This window comes from Plantimonas leprariae (assembly GCF_008802405.1).
In the GTDB taxonomy this organism is placed as follows: Bacteria; Pseudomonadota; Alphaproteobacteria; order Rhizobiales; family Rhizobiaceae; genus Plantimonas; species Plantimonas leprariae.
The window spans coordinates 281,446-300,399 of the sequence record NZ_VZDO01000001.1; the positions used below are offsets into that span (position 1 = coordinate 281,446).

At 69.0% G+C, this 18,954-nt stretch carries 13 protein-coding genes; 8 read left to right on the forward strand and 5 right to left on the reverse strand.

Going from position 1 to position 18,954, the window contains the following annotated elements:
* The first annotated feature begins 308 nt into the window (after positions 1 to 308).
* The 3 genes from F6X38_RS01290 (at position 309) to F6X38_RS01300 (ending at position 5,590) form a co-directional block, all read left to right on the forward strand.
* On the forward strand, positions 309 to 992 hold the full coding sequence (locus tag F6X38_RS01290) for a trypsin-like serine peptidase (RefSeq protein WP_161992577.1): 684 nt from the start codon (positions 309 to 311) through the stop codon (positions 990 to 992).
* 278 nt (positions 993 to 1,270) lie between these two features.
* Positions 1,271 to 2,743, forward strand: coding sequence for a FecR domain-containing protein (locus F6X38_RS01295; protein ID WP_150967718.1), 1,473 nt, complete (start codon positions 1,271 to 1,273; stop codon positions 2,741 to 2,743).
* A 6-nt stretch (positions 2,744 to 2,749) separates the two neighbouring features.
* Positions 2,750 to 5,590 (forward strand): EAL domain-containing protein, encoded by a 2,841-nt coding sequence (locus tag F6X38_RS01300; protein ID WP_150967719.1) that lies wholly within the window; start codon positions 2,750 to 2,752, stop codon positions 5,588 to 5,590.
* 93 nt (positions 5,591 to 5,683) lie between these two features.
* Here F6X38_RS01300 and F6X38_RS01305 read toward each other — a convergent pair whose 3' ends face one another.
* A complete protein-coding gene (locus F6X38_RS01305; RefSeq protein ID WP_161992578.1) occupies positions 5,684 to 6,088 on the reverse strand; it encodes a response regulator in 405 nt (134 codons plus the stop codon).
* A 168-nt stretch (positions 6,089 to 6,256) separates the two neighbouring features.
* Here F6X38_RS01305 and F6X38_RS01310 point away from each other — a divergent pair, with 168 nt between their 5' ends.
* On the forward strand, positions 6,257 to 9,418 hold the full coding sequence (locus F6X38_RS01310; RefSeq protein ID WP_246191127.1) for a chemotaxis protein CheB: 3,162 nt from the start codon (positions 6,257 to 6,259) through the stop codon (positions 9,416 to 9,418).
* A 115-nt stretch (positions 9,419 to 9,533) separates the two neighbouring features.
* Here F6X38_RS01310 and F6X38_RS01315 read toward each other — a convergent pair whose 3' ends face one another.
* The 4 genes from F6X38_RS01315 to F6X38_RS01330 all read right to left on the reverse strand — a co-directional run bounded on the left by F6X38_RS01315 (position 9,534) and on the right by F6X38_RS01330 (position 12,939).
* On the reverse strand, positions 9,534 to 10,511 hold the full coding sequence (locus F6X38_RS01315) for a YsnF/AvaK domain-containing protein (protein ID WP_150967721.1): 978 nt from the start codon (positions 10,509 to 10,511) through the stop codon (positions 9,534 to 9,536).
* 3 nt (positions 10,512 to 10,514) lie between these two features.
* Entirely contained in the window at positions 10,515 to 10,961 is a 447-nt protein-coding gene (locus F6X38_RS01320) for a DUF2382 domain-containing protein (RefSeq protein WP_150967722.1), read from the reverse strand.
* A 102-nt stretch (positions 10,962 to 11,063) separates the two neighbouring features.
* Complete coding sequence (locus F6X38_RS01325) at positions 11,064 to 12,566, reverse strand: helix-turn-helix transcriptional regulator (protein WP_150967723.1); 1,503 nt, start codon at positions 12,564 to 12,566, stop codon at positions 11,064 to 11,066.
* 94 nt (positions 12,567 to 12,660) lie between these two features.
* A complete protein-coding gene (locus tag F6X38_RS01330) occupies positions 12,661 to 12,939 on the reverse strand; it encodes a hypothetical protein (RefSeq protein WP_150967724.1) in 279 nt (92 codons plus the stop codon).
* Between the two features lie 366 nt (positions 12,940 to 13,305).
* Between F6X38_RS01330 and F6X38_RS01335 the strand changes: the two genes are divergently transcribed.
* Genes F6X38_RS01335 through iolD form a run of 4 tightly spaced genes read left to right on the forward strand, consistent with a single transcriptional unit; the run spans position 13,306 to position 18,935 of the window.
* Positions 13,306 to 14,088, forward strand: coding sequence for a TIM barrel protein (locus F6X38_RS01335; RefSeq protein ID WP_150967725.1), 783 nt, complete (start codon positions 13,306 to 13,308; stop codon positions 14,086 to 14,088).
* 29 nt (positions 14,089 to 14,117) lie between these two features.
* Complete coding sequence (gene iolG, locus F6X38_RS01340; RefSeq protein WP_150967726.1) at positions 14,118 to 15,134, forward strand: inositol 2-dehydrogenase; 1,017 nt, start codon at positions 14,118 to 14,120, stop codon at positions 15,132 to 15,134.
* 43 nt (positions 15,135 to 15,177) lie between these two features.
* Positions 15,178 to 17,094 (forward strand): bifunctional 5-dehydro-2-deoxygluconokinase/5-dehydro-2-deoxyphosphogluconate aldolase, encoded by a 1,917-nt coding sequence (locus F6X38_RS01345; protein WP_150967727.1) that lies wholly within the window; start codon positions 15,178 to 15,180, stop codon positions 17,092 to 17,094.
* On the forward strand, positions 17,091 to 18,935 hold the full coding sequence (gene iolD, locus F6X38_RS01350) for a 3D-(3,5/4)-trihydroxycyclohexane-1,2-dione acylhydrolase (decyclizing) (RefSeq protein ID WP_150967728.1): 1,845 nt from the start codon (positions 17,091 to 17,093) through the stop codon (positions 18,933 to 18,935). Before F6X38_RS01345 ends, iolD begins: the two co-directional genes overlap by 4 nt.
* Positions 18,936 to 18,954 lie beyond the last annotated feature (19 nt).

Consider the following 18,954-nt stretch of genomic DNA (forward strand, 5'->3'; position numbering starts at 1 on the left):
AAAGGCCCGCTGCGGCGAACCGAGCGGGCTGAGGCTTCTTGGAGAAGTGCACTCTCATGCACCGACGCCCTTCTCACACGCGCAGATGGTGTGAAACTGGAAGAAACGGTTTCCGCACAGTCACTTAGGTCATATCGGGTCGAATGACGCTCAGCCTGCATTCCGCAGCCGTACCCTCGCCTCGCCGCTGAAAGGCCCGTTTCTCGCCGCTGGACGACGGCATCGTCCTGTGGTGTCTTCTCGGCCATGTGCGAGCGAAAGGACGGCGACGACGGATGAGGATCTGTCGTTCGAGGCTGTTGTGGTCGTTGCCCATCCTCGCCACCGGCATCGTCGCTGGAGCCTATGCGCAGCCTGCAACCGAGCGCCTACGGGTCGATGTCACGACCAGGCCCTGGACCGCCGTCGGGCAGGTGAACAACGGCTCGTATGGCCGCTGCACAGGCGTTCTCGTTGCCCCGCAGGCAGCGATCACCGCCGCGCACTGCCTGTTCAACAAGTCGACCGGCCGCTTCGTGCAGCCGGCCTCGGTCCACTTCGTGCTCGGTTACGACCGGGGGACATACGCATTCCAGTCGACCGTTCGCGCCGTGCGGATGGCCAAGGACTACGAGCCAACCGGACAGACCGCATCGGCCGCCAACGACTGGGCATGGCTCGAGCTCGCCGATCCGGCGCCCGCCCGGTTCGCGCCGGTCTCGATCGCGACATCGGATCTGAAGCGTGGCGATGTTGTCGCGTCGGCCGGCTACGGGCGCGACCGCGCCTACGCCCTGACGGCGGTGGCATCGTGCCGCTATCTGGCGACCACGGCCGCCGGACTGCTCATGACGGAATGTCCCATCACCTTCGGCTACTCGGGCGGGCCGTTGCTGGATGGCGAAGGACGGCTGGTCGGCATTCAGGTGGCCGGCGGCAGGCTGGGCGGCAAGGACGTCGCCTTGGCTGTTCCTCCGTCGGCCTGGATTGAAGCGGAAGACGGGCGGCAATAATGCCGGTTCGTCGTCTCGGTCTCCACGCCGACGAGATCGACATGCCCGATCGCCTCGACAACGGCCGAGCGTCGCCCGCGGCCATCTGTGCCGGCTTCTTGACCGAACACTTCAGTGGAGCGGCGTGGCGTTCGCCGAATGGCCGTCGCCATCCGAGGGCGATGTCGATTTAGTTCGCCGTTAAGCGCTTCTTCGCATCCGATAAGACTTCCTGCTGTCTTTTCATCGGGCATTAGAGGGCACCGAGTTGAATAACCGGATCAAGGTCCGGAACAGCCATGCGCACCTCGTCCATCCTGCTCGCTTCCTTCGTCAGCCTGCTCGCCGTCGACGCGGCTTCCGCGCGGGATTGGCTCGTGGAGCGGGTCAGCGGCACGGTCTGGGCGATCGATGCCAAGGGACGCACCAAGATCGAGCCGCAGATGAGGATCCCGGAGGGGCGCACGATCCAGACCGCGGCGGGCGGCCGGGTTCGCCTGACCAGCGAGAACAACGTCATGACGCTGGCGCCGAACAGCGTCGTATCCGTGGTGCCGAAAGGCTTCTTCTCCTCGAAGACGCAGGTGCTCGAGCAGTACGGTAGCGTCGAGTTCGACGTCGAGAAACGGGATCGCCCGCACTTTTCCGTCGACACGCCGTTCATGGCGGCCGTCGTGAAGGGCACCAGATTCACGATCGATGTGTCGAAGAAGGATACGAAGATCGGCGTTTCTCGCGGTCTCGTGCAGGTCAGCGATCTTCGCACCGGCGAAACGGCCGGCATCGGCGTTGGACAGCGCGCTTCGGTGTCGCAGAAGGGTCGTGGCCTCTCGACGGCCGGCCCGAAGGCGCCGGCGGTCTCCTCCGGTAAACCCTCTCGCCCCTCCGTCGCGCCGCTCGGCCAGGAGTTGAAAACCTTCAGCAACCAGATGGCGGCGGCCTCGGACGCTACTGTGAGGGCGAACGCTGCCGCAGCGAAGGCCTCGGATCAATTCGGTTACGCCGCAAACGCGGCAACAGCTTCGCCCAGCGATACCAACGACAGCGACACGACGGGGGTCGGTGGCCGCAGCGGCACGGGTAGCGTGGGGGCTAGCAGCAGCGCTTCGAGCAGCAACAGCGGTTTCGGCGGAGGCGGATCCAACAGCCATTCGGGCGACAGCCATAGAGCCGATCCCGGCGGTCATGGCTACACGGGCGGCAACACGACCCGCGGCAATACGAGCGGGAGTGCTGGAAACGGCGGAACCGTATCGAGCGGCGGCGGCAACGACGCCGGACCCGGTCGGGGTCCGACAGGCCCTGGCAAAGGCACCGGCATCGGCAATGGTCCTACCGGACCGGGTGAGGAATCCGGCGGTCCCGGGAAGGACCCGTCCGGTCATGGACCAGCCGATCATGCAGGCGACGGGCCGAAAGGCCCGGGCGGCAAAGGACCCGGTGGCGGAAAGGGTCCTGACGGCGGGAAAGGGCCTGATGGCAAGGGTCCGAACGGGCCTGGCAACGACGGACCAAAAGGTCCCGGGGGCAAGGGCCCCGGTGGCGACGGCCCGAAGGGTCCGGACGGCGACGCCGGCGGCAAGAGCCCTGCAGGTCCGAGCGGACCGGGCAGCGAAGGCCCTGCGGGCTCAGGCGCAGGAGGACCGAAGGGCCCGGGCGCGGATGGGCCGAAGGGTCCAGGCAAGTCAGGCAACGGCAAGGGAAACAACGGCAACGGCAAGGGCAACGGCGGTCCGAACGGCAGCAAAGCGGGCGGAAACGACAAGAAGTAAGCTCGTATGGCGAAGACCTCGGGGCGAAGCTTCGGAGTATCGTCGGCCTTGCGGCGGGCGCTCGCGACGCTGCGGGTACCACTCCGATTGACGCGCGCCTTCCGTCGTTCGTGGCCGCTCCTGGTCCTCGGCTTTCTGCTGCCTCTCGCCGGCATGGCCGGACTGACGCCCGCACTCGACCGACAGCTTGCCGAATGGCGATTGCTTCTGCATCAACGACAGCCGACCGGACGGATCGTGCTCGTCGACATCGACGCGCGCAGCCTTGCCGAGATCGGCGTCTGGCCGTGGCCGCGCCGGCTCTACGGCGATCTGCTGCACGCGGCCGCCGATGCCGGCGCGGCGCGCGTCGCCTTCGACATCGACTTCAGCGCCCGCTCCAATCCTGCGGACGACGAAGCGTTCGCGTCGGCGCTTTCGACGACGGGCATCGAGACGTTCCTCGCCGCCATCGCGCAGGCCGACACTTCGGAAAACGACCGCACCCGCGTATCGCTGCCGATCGGCACGCTTCTTCGGTCCTCATGGCCGGCCGCCGTCAACGTGCCACTCGATAGCGACGGCCGTGTGCGCCGTCTGCCGGGCAACCTCGCCGCCGAGGGCGAAGCGCTTGCCGCGCTGCCGTCACTCCTCGCCGATCGCATGGCCACGACTGGATACGAGGGCATCGACTTCTCGATCGCAGCCGGGCGCATCCCGCATGTCTCGTTCATCGACCTGCTGCGAGGTCGGATCGCGCCCGAAGCGATCGCGGGGAAAACGCTGATCGTCGGCGCGAGCGCGATCGAGTTGCGCGATCTCTTTCCGGTGCCCATCCAAGGGACAGTCTCAGGTGCGTCCGTGCTGGCGCTAGCCGCCGAAACGCTTCTGCAGGAACGCGAGCTGCGCTTCGTTACCCTGCCTCTATGGCTCGTCGCCTTCGCCGGGTTCGCCGGCTGGCTGGTGGTTCGCCGCTTGAGTCCTCGTCATGCCGTGGCCGCAGCGGCGTCGCTGGCGCTCGGGATCGAACTGGCAGCCGTCGTTCTGCAGATACGCCGGGCTATCGCTGTCGAGACGGCGAGCCTTCATGTCCTGCTCATGCTTCTGACGGCCGCAGCCTTGCTGCGAGCGTTCGATCTGCGCCGCGTGCTCCTCTGGCTGGCCGAAGCGCGCAGTCACAATGACCAGACCGTCCTCGAGCGCGTGGTCGAGGACGGCTTCGACGGGGTGATCATCTTCGACGAGACCCTGCACGTGACGCGCGCGAACAGCGAAGCGCGGATCATCCTCAGTTCTGTGGTCCCCGCGGCCCTTCGGCATGTCGACGATCTGCCCCGGGGGATCGCGGCGGACGTTCGCGCCGCGGTGGCGGCCTTTCGCGATGATGGCGCGACGAACAGGACGATGTGTTCCATCGGCCTCGAAACCCCCGGTCGCATCCTCGAATATACGGTCGCGCCGTTCCTTATGACGGCGCTGGACGGCGACCGAGCCGTTGGCGCAGGTGAGCTCGTCTTCGTCTGCCTGACGTTGCGCGACGTCACGGAGCGCGAACGGGCGAACGAACGCGTGCGCTTCCTCGCATTGCACGACGGCCTGACCGGGGCCGGCAATCGACATTCGCTGGAGCAGAAGTTCGACGAGCTCGTCGGCATCGATACGGTCCCGGGGAGCGCGCTGCTGGCGTTCGATCTCGACCGTTTCAAGACGGTCAACGACGCGCTCGGGCACGGCATCGGCGACAAGGTCTTGGTGGAAGTCGCGGTGCGGGCGCGCTCCGTCCTCGGCGATTCCGGGCATCTCGCGCGTCTCGGCGGCGACGAGTACGCGATGCTGCTTCCCGCTACCGGCTTGGAGGACGCACGACAGGTGGGCACGAAGCTCGTCGAGGCGATCGAGCGGCCTTTTTTCGTCGGAGGACACCGCGTCAGCGTCGGGACGAGCGTCGGCATCGCCTGGTGGGAACCGTGCGCGGAAACCGCCCCGTCGGCGATGCGCCGTTCCGACGTCGCCCTCTATAGGGCCAAGCGCTCGCCGACACGGAAGGTCGTCGTCTTCGAACCGTCGATGGACGCCGACCGCATGGCGCGTCTGGAAATGGAGCGCGATCTCCTGCGGGCCTTCGACGCGGGCGAGTTCCGCCTCGCCTACCAGCCGCAGGTCCGGCTTCGCAGCGGGGAAGCTGTCGGCGCGGAAGCGCTGCTGCGTTGGCTCCACCCGGAGAAAGGCTTCGTCTCGCCGGCCGTCTTCATACCAGTCGCGGAGGAGATGGGCCTTATCCATCGGCTCGGCGCCTTCGCCATGGAGGCGGCATGCCGCGAGGCCGCCGGCTGGCCCGGCGGGCTGAAGGTCGCCGTGAACGTTTCCGCCTTGCAGATCTCGGCCGGCGATCTCGTGCAGACGGTCGAAAACGCGCTCGGCGCCTCGTCGCTGCCGCCCGAGCGCCTGGAGCTCGAAATCACCGAATCAGCCTTCGTCGACGACAGCGCCGGCCTGAACGAGACGTTCGAAGCGCTGCGCCAGATGGGCATCCGCTTCGCGCTCGACGACTTCGGCACGGGCTATTCGTCGCTCGGCTACCTGCATCGGTTCCCGATCTCGAAGATCAAGATCGACCGCAGCTTCGTGACCGGCGTTCCGCGGGTCGGCTCGTCCATGGCCGTGCTGCGCTCGGTGATGGCGCTGGCGGAGGGCCTCGCCATTCGCACCATCGCGGAGGGCATCGAGACCCGGGAGGAGGCGGAGACCCTGCGGATCCTCGGCTGCGACGATGGGCAAGGCTACTTGTTCGCTAAACCTCTTCCCGCCGACGACTTCGTAAGCTGGCTCCGAGCCGGAGACACCGAAACGCGAGCTGCAAGCGCTTAGCGGGAACGGCGAACTCGGCGCCGACGAGCGCCTGATCGCTCCGGCGCCCGGCAAGTTGGACGCCGTTCCCGCCAGGCGCCTGCGCCGGCTGCGCTAGCCGTTCCCGCTCTGCTCGCCGTTTGCATCGGCCTTCGGCTCGAACAGCAGGCGCACGACGTTGTCGGGGTCGGCGGGCTTCCTGTACACTGGCACGTCGTCGAGGTCGCCCGGCACGTACCAGTCCTCGTAGCCGGTGACGAACACGACGCGCGCACCCTTCTCGCGCAGCGCCTTGGCGAGGGGGAACGAGGTCTCCTCGCCCAGCCGGATGTCGAGGATCGCGGCGTCGACATGGGTCCCTGCGAGGATCGCCATCGCGCCCGCCACGTCCGGCACGGGACCCAGCACCGCGCCGCCGGCCCGACGCACCGCCTCCACCGTCTCCTTCGCCAGGAAGTACTCGTCCTCGACGACGAGCACGGCCTTGCCGGCCAGATCGCCGAAGTCCCGCTCGATCATCATACGCTTCGAAGCCCGGAACCGATGCCCTATCGCCTAATACGCATCCGGTTTCTCGAAAGATTGCTCCCGGGTTCAGCAAATAAGCTTGGCCAGCAACGCGAATGCATGGCTTCCGACGCCGCCGTAGACGACCCTCGCGTTGTCCGATACCGATGGCCGCACAACATGTTGGAGGCGACGGCGATGGTCAACGACGCGACGCTGCCAGCCGGGATCGGCCGCCCATTCACCGCCGTCTGCGCGATCGGCGCCTCGGCCGGCGGCGTGGAGGCGCTGCGGACCTTCTTCCGGCAGGTGCCGCCCGACCTCGGCCTCGCCTACGTCGTGATCGTGCATCTCGCGCCCGACCAGCCGAGCGCGCTCGGCCAGATCCTCGGCAATTGCACGAGGATGCCGGTGAACCAGGTCGACGACTCGCCGACCCTCAAGCCGAACTGCGTCTACGTCATCCCGCCGAACCGGCAACTGGTGATCGACGGCGACAACGTCACGCTGCGACCGTTCGACGAGCCGCGCGGCCAACGTGCCCCGATCGATTCCTTCTTCCGGTCCGTCGCCGCCGGGCGGGGCGACGGTCTCGCGATGATCCTTTCCGGCGCCGGCGCCGACGGCTCGCTCGGCATCCGGGCGATCAAGGAAGCGGGCGGCGTCGTGTTCGTGCAGGAGCCGGCCGAGGCGCAGTTCCCGTCCATGCCGCAGAGCGCCATCGCCACCGGCGCCGCCGACTTCGTCGCCCCGATCGCGCGGCTCGTGGAGCGCATGGGGGAGGTCGCGAAGAGCAAGGAGGCGGTGCGCTCGCTCGACATGGACGGCGCGGCCAACGACCTCCGGCGGATCGTCTCGTTTCTGCGCGCCCGAACCGGGCACGACTTCTCGTCCTACAAGCGCGCCACCGTCATGCGCCGCGTCCAGCGCCGCATGCAGGTCCGGCGCGTCACCAACCTCGCGGACTATGCCGACGCGCTCCGCGAGACGCCGGAGGAGGCGCAGGAGCTGTTCGCCGACCTCCTGATCTCCGTCACGATGTTCTTCCGGGACAACAAGGCGTTCGGCGAGCTCCAGCGCCAAGTGATCGGACCGCTGTTCGAGGACGTTCCGGACGAGGGGCTTCGCGCCTGGGTGGTCGGCTGCGCGACGGGCGAGGAAGCCTACAGCCTCGCCATGGTGATCCTGGAGGAAGCGGCGCAGCGCAAGGTCCACGTCCCGATCCAGATCTTCGCCAGCGACCTCGACGAGGGCGCACTGGCGACCGCCCGGGAGGGCCGCTATCCGCGCTCCATCGAGGCGGACGTGTCGGACGAGCGGCTGAAGCGGTTCTTCGTCGACGAGGGCACGCACTACCGGGTGCGGAAGGAGGTGCGCGACACCGTGCTGTTCGCCTCGCACAGCGTCCTAAAGGATCCGCCCTTCACGCGGCTCGACCTCGTGTCCTGCCGCAATCTCCTGATCTACCTCGAGCGCTCGCTCCAGACGCAGGTCTGCTCGATCTTCCATTACGGCTTGAAGCCCAACCACTTCCTGTTCCTCGGCTCGGCGGAGACGATCGACTCGAACCCCGATCAGTTCGTCGCGGTCGACCGCGAGGCGCGCATCTACCGCTCGCGCCCGCAGGCCGGCTCGGCCTTGCCGATCGTGCCGCAGGCGCCGGTGATGCCGCTCGCCATCACGGCGGCCCGGCAGAGCAACTGGCGGTTGGCGGAACGCGTCGGCCAGCCCGCCGAGACGCACGCGGCGGCGCTGGAGCAGGCCTCGCCCCCCAGCATCCTCGTCGACGAGTCGCAGACGATCGTCCACCTGTCGCCGACCGCCGGCCGCTTCATCCTGCATTCCGCCGGCCCGTTCTCGCCGCGCCTCAGCGGCGTCGTCCGGCCGGAACTGCGGCTCGATCTGAAGCTCGCGCTCGACCGCGCCTTCGAGGGACGGCTGCCGACGCTGACGCATCCCGTCGCCGTCGACTTCGACGGCGCGCGGCGGCGCATCGCGATGCAGGTCGCGCCGATCCTCGTCGACGCGCACGCGCCGACCCAGGCGCTGGTGTTTTTCGTCGACGGCGGTCCGGCCGAAGAGGACGACGCGCTGGAGATCGAGGGCGAGACCAGGCCCGACGAAACGCGCCGTCTCTATGCCGAGCTGAAGGGCACGCAGGAAGCCCTGCTGTCGGCGCGGACCGAGCACGAGGCGTCGGTCCAGGACCTGCGCGCCGCCAACGAAGAGCTGCAATCGATCAACGAGGAATACCGCTCGACTTCGGAGGAGTTGGAAACCTCGAAGGAGGAGTTGCAGTCGATCAACGAGGAGCTGCAAACGGTCAACGCCGAGCTGAAGGCGAAGCTGGAGGACATCTCCGCCGCGCACAGCGACCTCGAGAACCTCACCGCCGCCACCGAGATCGGCACGCTGTTCCTCGACACGGACCTGCGCATCCGGATGTTCACGCCGCCGGTCGCCGACCTCTTCAACATCACGCAGGCCGACGTCGGCCGGGCGATCACCGACTTCACCCATCGCCTCGTCTACGAGGGGGTCGAGGACAACGTGCGCCAGGTGCTGCGCGACCTCGCGCCGATCGAGACGGAGGTGCGGAGCAAGGACGGCCGCTGGTACATGCTGCGGCTTCGCCCCTACCGCACGGTCGAGAACAACATCAACGGCACGGTGATGACCTTCGTCGACGTTTCGGCGCGTCGCGAAGCGGAGGAAGCGGTGCGCGAGCGCGAGGCGCAGTTGAAGGTCATGGTCGCCGAACTGCACCACCGCACCCGCAACCTGATCGGCATCGTCGGCACCATCATGCGGCAACTGGTGGGATCGAGCGGTTCGCTCGCCGACTTCCGGGCTCGCTTCACCGAGCGCCTGGAGGCCCTGTCCCGCGTCCAGAGCATGCTGTCGCGCCGCGGCGACGAGGGGACCGACGTCGGCGAGATCGTCCGGCTCGAACTCGACGCGCTCGGCGCGGACCTCGCGAGCGACCGCCTTTCGATCCACGGCGAACCTGTCGTGCTGGCGCGCTCGACCGCGCAGACGCTGGCGCTGGCGATCCACGAACTGACGACCAACGCCAAGAAGTACGGCGCGCTCCAGGCGGACGAAGGCGTGCTCGCCGTCCGGTGGGACATCGATGTCGGGGAGGACGGGCAGCGACGATTGCGCTTCACTTGGACCGAGACCGGCATCGATGCGCAGGTGGAGGAAACGGAAGGCCCGATGCGGAAGGGTGGCTACGGCCGCGAGCTGATCGAGCGCGCGCTGCCCTACACCCTCAAGGCCACGACGACCTACACCCTCGGCCGCGACCGCCTCGACTGCACCATCGACCTGCCGTTGTAGCGCTGATCCCGACCATGCCTTCGCCGTCATCGCGCTTGGCATCGACCTTCGGGCGATCCGGCTGGACGGCGAGTGGGACCGGCGCAGTCGCGCGCCGGCCCATTTCACGTCTGCTTCAGAGCTTGCGCTCGCCCTGACGCCGGACCTCGTCCTCGGTCAGCGAGCGGCCGCGGCGCTCGTCCTCGACGTCGACCTCCGTCCGGCGCACCGTGTCGGACACGGTTTCGGTGCGCTCCGAGCCGACCTTCCTCAAGTCGATCTCTTCCTTCACGCGGGCCTCCTTCGAGACCACGGCCTCCTCGGCCCGCTCTTCCAGTTCGAGCGTCCGGTCGCGGAACGCGGCATCGCCGGCTTCCACCGGCCGGTCCACCGGACGCCGCTCGATCTCGACACGCTCGGAGCGCAGCGACACGTCCTCGCTGACCGGTTCCTCGCGAACGTAGGAGCGGACGCGAACACGGCCGTGACCGACGTCGCGCTTGCCGACCCGAAGGTTCTCCTCGATCACGTCGATCGTTCCGTCACGGTCCTCTACGCCGGCGCCGGTTCCGAAGTCGGTGGCGCGCGCGGTTCCGGTTCCGACGCCGGTCTCGCGGCCGGTGCCATAGGCGCTCGCCGTCGAGCCGGCAGTGCCGCCGCCCCTGCCCGCGAGCGAGGCGGTCGCCCCGCCCGCCGCCGTGGAGCCCGTCGTCGCGAATGCGTCCGTGCCGGTCGCGGTCCGGTCGCCGACCGTTTCGCCGGACCAGCCCTCCGAACGCCACTCGCTTTCGCGGGTGTCGAGGTCGACCGAGCCGGACTCCTCCAGGATGTCCGACACCGTGTCGAAGTCGGCGTCGTCGGCCCGCACCGTCACGACGGAGCCGCCGCGCCGCATGCCTTCCTCATAGGCGTAGCGATCCTCGTCGGGCAGGAAGAAGTCGCTGAGCGAGGCGAAGAACCCCTTGTCCTCGGTTTCTGCCGTCGTGGTGGTCCGGGCCGACGACTGGTCGTGGATGCTGACGTCCTCGCTGGTCAGGCCGATATGGCGCAGCTTGTCGGCGGCGGCTTGCGCGTCGGAGCGCGAATCGAAGAAGGCGGTGATCGTGCGTTTCATCTCTCAGGTCTCCTCGTTGCCTGTTTCGTCGTCGGCGAGCCGATCGACGCTCGCGTCCTGCCGGCGCAGGACGACCGGGGTTTCGAACCGCTCGACCGAGCGCGTTCGGCGGATGTGGATCTCTTCCTTGAGGACGAGCCGGGTCTCGACGACGAGCACCTCCTCGACGACGGGAACGATCGTGACGTCGCCTTCCGTCCGGACTTCGGGCACGGCGTCGATCTCGCGGTCGACGGCTTTGCGGACGACCTCCACCGTCTCGCCGGCGAGGTCCGCCGCGGCGATCGCCTCGCGGCTCGTGGTCCGCGTCCGGACGCGGACCCGGCCGGTGACGACATCGCGCTTGTTGACCCGCAGAGCTTCCTCCGCGACGACGAGCGTCGCGTCCTCGCCTTCAGGATGGGCGGGCACGGCTGCGGCCCGCTCGTCGGCGATCCGGTCCGGTCTCATCGCTGTCTCCCTGCCGCCCGCCTCTGCAGGCTGGCTTCGGGAAGAGGTTGGGCGAAACGCGGTCGGCTCCAGAGCGAAACCTACCAGTCGGACTGGTAGGTATCAGCCTTTCTTCGGCGCCGGCTTTCGCGCCGTCGGTCCGGTCACGCCGCGCTCGCGCGCCCAGACGACGGCTTCCGAGCGGCTGCCGACGCCGATCTTGCGGTAGAGCGAGCCGACATGGTTGCGGATCGTGTGCGGCGACAGATGCAGCGTCTCCGACATCTGCTTGTCGTTCCGCCCCTGGCAGATCAGGCCGAGCACGTCCCGCTCGCGGTCCGACAGGGTGTCGAGCCCGGCCGCCGCGATCGTGCCGCCGGTCATCTGCTTGAAACTCGCCAGCTTCTCGACGATCGAGCGGCTGAACCAGGAAGCGTCCGTCATCACCGCCTCGATCGCCTCGATCAGTTCCTCCTCGGATCGCTTGCGCTCCGTGATGTCGTGGAACACGAGGAGCACGCAGGCCGCCTCGCCGATCGCGATCGCGCCGGCCGTCAGCGAGCACTCGATCGGCGATCCGTCGCTCGCCCGCAACCGGACGTCGGTCGCCGCGAGCGTGCCGCTCTCCTTGATCGCGCGCTGGATGTGCTGCTGCGTCGCCGTGTGGTGCCAGAGGCGAAGCTCGGCGCCGCTGCGCCCGAGCGCCTGCTCCTTGGCGAGACCCGTCAGGACGGTGAAGGCGTCGTTGACGTCGGCGAACTCGAACCGGTCGAGCGAGGCGATGGCGAGCGCGATCGGCGACAGCGTGAATGCCTTCGAGAAGCGCTCCTCGCTGGCCCTGAGCGCCGCCTCCGCCCGGCGTCTCGGTTCGATGTCGGCGAAGGTGAAGAGCATGCAATGCTCCTTGCCGACCCGGATCGGCTGTCCGGCGACGATGACATGCTTGCGGCCGCCGTCCGGCAGCGCGATCTCGGTCGGGTTCTGCGGGATGGTCCGGCCGGCCTTCAGAAGCTCGATGATCCGCTCGCGGTCCTCGCATCCCGCGAAAATGTCGAACTCGTGCGCCGCGGTTCCGATCAGTTCGTCGCTGCGATAGCCCGTCATTTCGAGAAAGCCGGCATTGACCCGCACGAAGCGCAGGTCCGACAGGCGGCAGATGAGGGCCGGCGCCGGATTCGCCCGGAATGCGCTCTCGAACCGGTCCTCGGCGGCGTAGCGGTCGGTCTCGTCGTCAATGACGAGCACCATGAAGCTCGGCCGGTCGTCGGCGTCGTAGATCACGAAGCAGCGGAGATCGTGCGTCCAGGAATCGTTCGGCTCGTCGATCGGCGAGATCATCACGGTCACCTCGCGCGGGCGCTCGCCCTTCGCGGCGCGCTCGACCGGAAAGTCCTCCGTCTTCACCGGCCGCTTGTTGCGGTAGGTGACGTGGAAGCGCTTGCGATACTCGTCGACCGTCGCGCCGAGGTCGGCGATGTGGGAGACGCCGTGGAGCGCGAGGGCCCGCTCGTTGGCCCAGGATATGGTCTGGTCGAGCTCGACCAGCACGATGCCGTCGTCGAGGCCGGAAACGAGCTGGCGAAGCTGGCGGCTCAAATGCACCGGCGGCGTCGACCTGGCGTTCATCGTCGCTCCCACGCATTCCTCGCGGACAAAGCGAACAACGCTCGGCGCACGGCGGTTCCGGCATGATCATGCGATCCGCCCGGTTCGGGGGCAGCTAGCCCTCGTCCCCGAGATAGGCCTCAAGGGCGTCGTCGAGCGTCACGGGCCGCTGGTCCCGGTGATGGGCGATGCCGGCGTCGAACATGGCCGACGCGGCGAGGTCGCTGACGGTGGCTTCGGTGGTGAGGTCCGCGCCGCCGGCCTCGTCTTCCGGGCCGGACGGATCCGCGGATTCGGTCGGCGTCGCGGCGTCGCGGCTCCCCCCGTCGGGCGAGGAGCGATTCTTCCGGCCCGAAGCCGAATAGGCCGCACGCGCTTCCGAGATCGAGGACATGGATCGGCCCTGGCATCGGTCGAACCAGCATGGCAGCCGCGGCTGACGCGAGGCTGGACGAGCGTGCGGCGACCGCCCGTGAAGCGGTCGCCGGCCGGCATGCCGTCGATCTCGTCGTCCGCTTCGGCGCGTGCAATGTGCCGGTCGCTTTCGATTCGCGATCTTGATATCCAGAGAATCGCCTGCACCGCGCGGCACGGGGGCGGAGGCCTTGAGCCTGGTGCTGCGGGGAACGGCGTCGAAATCGTACCGCGGCTCGTGGCCGCGCGCGGGTGACTCGGGTCCGGTTTGGGGGAGTGGCATGCGGAGGATGCTGAAGGTGCCGGGGCTCGGCGCGACGTCGGCCGCCGGGCACTGCGAGTGACCATGAACCAGCCCTTCCAACTCGCCGTCTGCGCCGAGATGGTGTTCCGCGACCAGCCCGTGACCGAGCGCCTGAAGCGCATCACGGACGCCGGCTTCATCGCCGAGATCTGGGACTGGACCAAACACGACATCAAGGCGCTGGCTTCGTCCGGCGCGACCTTCTCCTCCATGACTGGCTACGTCACCGGCACCCTCGCCGACGAGGCGGGTGCCGACGAGCTCCTGCGCACCGCCGCCGAGTCGATCCCTATCGCCAAGGAGCTGCGTTGCCCGCGTCTCAACCTGCACGGCACCGGGCTCGACGGCCAGGGCCTGCCCGTCGCCAAGTCCGAGGTCGTCACCGGAGCGATGTGGCTGAAGGCGGTGGACACGCTCCAGCGCGTCGCCGACCTCGGCGAGAAGCACGGCGTCACGTTCGTGCTGGAGAACCTCAACGAGGCGGTCGACCATCCGAAGACGCCCTTCGCCAAGGCCGCCGACACGATCGCTCTGGTGGAAGCGGTGAACCGCCCGTCGCTGAAGCTGAACCTCGATCTCTACCACGCCCAGATCGGCGAGGGGAACCTGATCGAGCTCTGCCGCCGGGCGCTGCCGCTGATCGGCGAGATTCAGGTCGCCGACGTTCCCGGCCGGCACGAGCCGGGCACCGGCGAGATCAACTATCCCGCCATCGCCCGGGCGCTGGACGCGATGGGCTATCGCGGCGTCGTCGGCCTCGAAGCCTGGCCGGAAAGCGACAGCGACCTCGCGCTCAGGCGCTTCCGCGACGCCTTCACCCTTTGAACCGCAGCCGCCGCATCCGGAGCATGGAAATGTCCCAGTCCCGTCCCCTCGACGTCGCGCTGATCGGCGCCGGCCGCATCGGCCAGGTCCACGCGAAGTCGATCTCCGCCAATCCCAGCTGCAGGCTCGCGGCCGTCGCGGACGTCATCGTGGACGCGGCGGGGAAGCTCGCCGCGCAGTACGGCGCCGCGGCGCGCTCCGTCGACGAGATCCTCGCCGACGCGTCGATCGACGCGCTTCTGATCGCGAGTTCCACCGACACCCATTCCGACCTCATCGAGCGCGGCACGGCGGCCGGCAAGGCTGTGCTTTGCGAGAAGCCGGTCGACCTCTCGCTGGAACGAGCCCTTGCCTGCCAGCGGAAGGTCGCCGGCAAGCCGGTGATGATCGGCTTCAACCGCCGTTTCGACCCGAACTTCGCGGCGCTGAAGGCGGCCGTGGAGGCAGGCGAAGTCGGCAAGCCGGAACTCCTGTCGATCACCTCCTTCGATCCCGCGCCGCCGCCGGTCGCCTACGTTAAGGTGTCGGGGGGCCTCTTCCGCGACATGATGATCCACGACTTCGACATGGCCTGCTGGCTGATGGGCGGCGCCCCGGCGAAGGTCGCGGCGGCGGGATCCTCGCTCGTCGATCCGGAGATCGGCGCGGCGGGCGACGTCGACACGGCCGCGGTGACGCTGACCTGGGCCGACGGGCGCCTCGCGGTGATCAAGAACTCGCGCCGCGCCGGCTACGGCTACGACCAGCGCGTCGAGCTGCTCGGTTCGAAGGGCCTCCTTTCCGCCCGGAACGTCCTCGAGAACACCGTCGAGAAGATCACTGCCGACGGCGCGTCGTCGGCCAAGCCGGTCTATTTCTTCCTCGAGCGCTACATGCGCGCCTACGAGGCGGAGTGGTCGGCCTTCATCGACGCGGTGCGGGCCGGCTCGGATTTTCCGGTGACGCTCCGCGACGGCGTCGCGGCGCTCGCCTGCGCCGAGGCCGCGACCCGTTCCGCCGGAAGCGGCGAAACGGTGGCGCTGACGCCGGAAATGCTCGGAAGCTGAGCGAGGCGGCAGGAAGCGGTCGCCGCGCGGAGGCATGGTGGAGATGAGCAAGTCCCTCGACGTGATCACGATTGGCCGGTCCAGCGTCGACCTTTACGGGGCGCAGGTGGGCGGGCGGCTGGAGGACATGGGGTCGTTCCGCAAGTACATCGGCGGCTCGCCGACCAACATCGCCTGCGGGGCGGCACGGCTGGGGCTGAGGAGCGCGGTGATCACGGCGGTCGGCGACGAGCACATGGGGCGGTTCGTCCGGGAACAGCTGGTGCGCGAGGGCGTCGACGTGCGGGGGGTGAAGACCGACCCCGAGCGGTTGACGGCGCTGGTGCTGCTCGGCATCCGCGACGAGGCGACGTTTCCGCTGATCTTCTACCGCACCGACTGCGCCGACATGGGGCTCGTCGAGGCCGACATCGACGAGGCGTTCGTCGCCGAGGCCCGCGCGGTTCTCGCGACCGGCACGCATCTGTCGAACCCGGCCACCGAGGCGGCCGTCCTCAAGGCGCTGCACCTCGCCCGCGAGCATGGCGCGCGGACGGCGCTCGACATCGACTACCGCCCGAACCTCTGGGGCGTCGCCGGGCACGGCGCGGGCGAGAGCCGCTTCGTCGAGAGCGCGGCGGTGACGGCGAAGCTCCAATCGACGCTGCATCTCTTCGACCTCATCGTCGGGACGGAGGAGGAGTTCCACATCGCCGGCGGCTCGACCGACACGCTGGCGGCGCTCCGCGCGGTGCGGGCGGTGTCGGACGCGGTGCTGGTGTGCAAGCGCGGCGCGAAGGGGGCGGTGGCGATCGAAGGGGCGATCCCGGCCAGCCTCGACGAGGGGCAGTCCGGGCCGGGCTTTCCGATCGAGGTGTTCAACGTGCTCGGCGCCGGCGACGGCTTCTTTGCCGGGTTGCTGAAGGGCTGGCTCGACGACGAGCCCTGGCCGCGAGCGCTGGAATACGCCAACGCCTGCGGCGCCTTCGCGGTGTCGCGGCACGGCTGCACGCCGGCCTATCCGAGCCTGGAGGAGCTGGAGTTCTTCCTCCGGCGCGGCGTGGTGCGGCCGGACCTTCGCAACGACCGCGAGCTCGAGCAGGTGCACTGGGCGACCAACCGCCACGGCGACTGGCGGACGATGCGGGTCTTCGCTTTCGACCACCGCATGCAGCTCGAGGAGATGGAGGGCTATACGCTCGAGAAGGGCGGCGCCTTCAAGGAGCTGTGCCTCAGGGCGGCGCTCGAGGTGCAGGGCGGGCGGTCCGGCTACGGCATCCTGTGCGACAACCGCATCGGTCGGCGGGCGCTGCATGCGGCGGCGGGGACCGGCCTCTGGGTGGGCCGCCCGTGCGAATGGCCGGGCTCGCGGCCGCTGCGGCTCGAGCCCGAGCTCGGCCTCGACTGCGGCGGGCTGGAGGAATGGGCCCGCGACAACGTCGTGAAGGTCCTGTGCTTCTGCCATCCCACCGACGCGGCCGATCGGCGCGCGACCCAAGAGGAGACCGTGAAGCGGCTGTTCGAGGCGTCGCGCCGCAACGGGCTGGAGTTCCTCTTGGAGATCATCCCGTCGAAGGTCGGGCCGGTGGACGATGCGACGAACGCCACGTTGATCGAGCAGTTCTACGCGGCGGGCGTCTATCCGGACTGGTGGAAGCTGGAGCCGCTGAAGACCGAGGCGGCCTGGGAGCAGGCGATCGCGGCGATCCGTCGGAACGATCCGCGCACCCGCGGCATCGTGGTGCTCGGGCTCGACGCGCCGGAAGCGGAACTGGCGGCCTCGTTCCGGGTCGCGGCGGCTTTCGATCTGGTGAAGGGCTTCGCGGTCGGGCGGACGATCTTCGGCGACGCGGCGCGCGCCTGGATGAAGGCCGAGATCGACGATGCGGCGGCGGTCGCCGCGATGGCGGCGCGCTACCGGCGGCTCTGCGACGTCTGGGACGCGGCGCGGGCGGGGGCGGCCAGGGAGAACCAGGCATGAGCGGGGAAACGATCCGCCTGACCGCGGCGCAAGCGATGGTGCGCTGGCTCTCGGTCCAGATGACGGAAGACGGCGAGCGCTTCATCGAGGGCGTCTGGGCGATCTTCGGCCACGGCAACGTCGCCGGCATCGGCGAGGCCCTGCACGGCATCGGCGATGCCCTGCCGACTTGGCGCGGGCAGAACGAGCAGACCATGGCGCACGCCGCGATCGCTTATGCCAAGGCGAAGAAGCGCAGGCATGCGATGGCGGTCACCTCCTCGATCGGCCCCGGCGCCACCAACATGGTGACGGCGGCGGCGCTGGCGCATGTCAACCGCCTCCCCGTCCTGCTTGTCCCCGGCGACGTGTTCGCCAACCGTCGCCCCGATCCCGTGCTGCAGCAGGTCGAGGACTTCGACGACGGCACGGTCTCGGCCAACGACTGCTTCCGCCCCGTCAGCCGCTACTTCGACCGCATCCAGCGGCCCGAGCAGCTTCTGACCGCGCTGCCGCGCGCCCTGCGCGTCATGACCGATCCGGCCAACTGCGGCCCCGTGACGCTGGCCTTCTGCCAGGACGTCCAGGCCGAGGCGCACGACTGGCCGGAAGCGTTCTTTGCGCCGCGCGTCTGGCATATCCGCCGCCCGGAGCCGGACGGGCGCGAGGTCGCCGACGTCGCCGAACTGATCCGGAACGCGAAGCGGCCGGTGCTCGTCACCGGCGGCGGCGTCCTCTATTCCGGGGCCGAGGCGGCGCTCGCCGACTTCGCGACGCGCCACGGCGTGCCGGTGGTCGAGACGCAGGCCGGCAAGTCGGCGCTTCCCCAGGCGCATTCGATGAACTTCGGCGCGGCCGGCGTCGACGGCTCGGCGGCGGCAAACGAGCTTTGCGAAGCGGCCGACGTGGTGATCGGCGTCGGCACGAGGTTCCAGGACTTCACCACCGGCTCCTGGGCGCTGTTCAAGGCGGCGGGCCGCCGGCTCGTCTCGATCAACGTGCAAGCCTACGACGCCGACAAGCACGGCGCGCTCGGCCTCGTCGCCGATGCCCGGGTCGCGCTGGAGCGGCTGACGCAGGCGCTCGGCGACCACAAGGCCTCGGGCTTCGATCCGAAGGCGCGGTCGGCTTGGCTCGCCGCGGTCGACCGGCACTGCGCCGCACCGGAGATCGGCGGCAACGCGCTTCCGACCGACGCGCAGGTGATCGGCGCGGTGCAGCGGGCCTCCACCGAGCGGACGATTGCCATGTGCGCCGCCGGCACCATGCCGGGCGCGCTGAAGCTGCTCTGGCAGCCCGCGCAGGGCGGCTACCACATGGAATACGGCTTCTCCTGCATGGGCTACGAGATCGCCGGGGCGATGGGCACCAAGCTGGCCCTCCCCGAGCGCGAGATCGTCTGCTTCGTCGGCGACGGCTCCTACATGATGGCGAACTCCGAGCTCGCCACCGCCGTGATGCGGCGCATACCGTTCACCGTCGTCCTCACCGACAACCGCGGCTACGGCTGCATCAACCGGCTGCAGATCGAGTGCGGCGGCGCCGAGTTCAACAACATGTACAAGGACTCCAACGTCGAGGCGCAGCCGGAGATCGACTTCGTCGCGCATGCGGCCTCGATGGGCGCGCATGCCGTCAAGGCGGCCGACATAGCGAGCCTCGAAGCCGAGATCGTTGCGGCGCGCGACCGGGACATCCCGACCGTCGTCGTGATCGAGACCGATCCCGCGCCCGGCCCCGGCGAAGCCGGCGGCGGCCACTGGTGGGATGTCGCCGTGCCGGAAACGAACCGCACGGCGAAGCTCGAAGCGGCGCATCAGCGCTATCTGCGGAACCTTGGCCAGCAGAACCTGGTGAACTGATGCGGCCCGGCCTTCTGCC

What these genes read in the sequence shown, in the direction of transcription:
- F6X38_RS01315 (WP_150967721.1), bottom strand. Translation starts at nt 10,511, where the DNA reads ATGAAACGCACGATCACCGCCTTCTTCGATTCGCGCTCCGACGCGCAA.
- F6X38_RS01335 (WP_150967725.1), top strand. Translation starts at nt 13,306, where the DNA reads ATGAACCAGCCCTTCCAACTCGCCGTCTGCGCCGAGATGGTGTTCCGC.
- F6X38_RS01345 (WP_150967727.1), top strand. Translation starts at nt 15,178, where the DNA reads ATGAGCAAGTCCCTCGACGTGATCACGATTGGCCGGTCCAGCGTCGAC.
- F6X38_RS01330 (WP_150967724.1), bottom strand. Translation starts at nt 12,939, where the DNA reads ATGTCCTCGATCTCGGAAGCGCGTGCGGCCTATTCGGCTTCGGGCCGG.
- F6X38_RS01320 (WP_150967722.1), bottom strand. Translation starts at nt 10,961, where the DNA reads ATGAGACCGGACCGGATCGCCGACGAGCGGGCCGCAGCCGTGCCCGCC.
- iolG (WP_150967726.1), top strand. Translation starts at nt 14,118, where the DNA reads ATGTCCCAGTCCCGTCCCCTCGACGTCGCGCTGATCGGCGCCGGCCGC.
- F6X38_RS01295 (WP_150967718.1), top strand. Translation starts at nt 1,271, where the DNA reads ATGCGCACCTCGTCCATCCTGCTCGCTTCCTTCGTCAGCCTGCTCGCC.
- F6X38_RS01310 (WP_246191127.1), top strand. Translation starts at nt 6,257, where the DNA reads ATGTTGGAGGCGACGGCGATGGTCAACGACGCGACGCTGCCAGCCGGG.
- iolD (WP_150967728.1), top strand. Translation starts at nt 17,091, where the DNA reads ATGAGCGGGGAAACGATCCGCCTGACCGCGGCGCAAGCGATGGTGCGC.
- F6X38_RS01305 (WP_161992578.1), bottom strand. Translation starts at nt 6,088, where the DNA reads ATGATCGAGCGGGACTTCGGCGATCTGGCCGGCAAGGCCGTGCTCGTC.
- F6X38_RS01300 (WP_150967719.1), top strand. Translation starts at nt 2,750, where the DNA reads ATGGCGAAGACCTCGGGGCGAAGCTTCGGAGTATCGTCGGCCTTGCGG.
- F6X38_RS01325 (WP_150967723.1), bottom strand. Translation starts at nt 12,566, where the DNA reads ATGAACGCCAGGTCGACGCCGCCGGTGCATTTGAGCCGCCAGCTTCGC.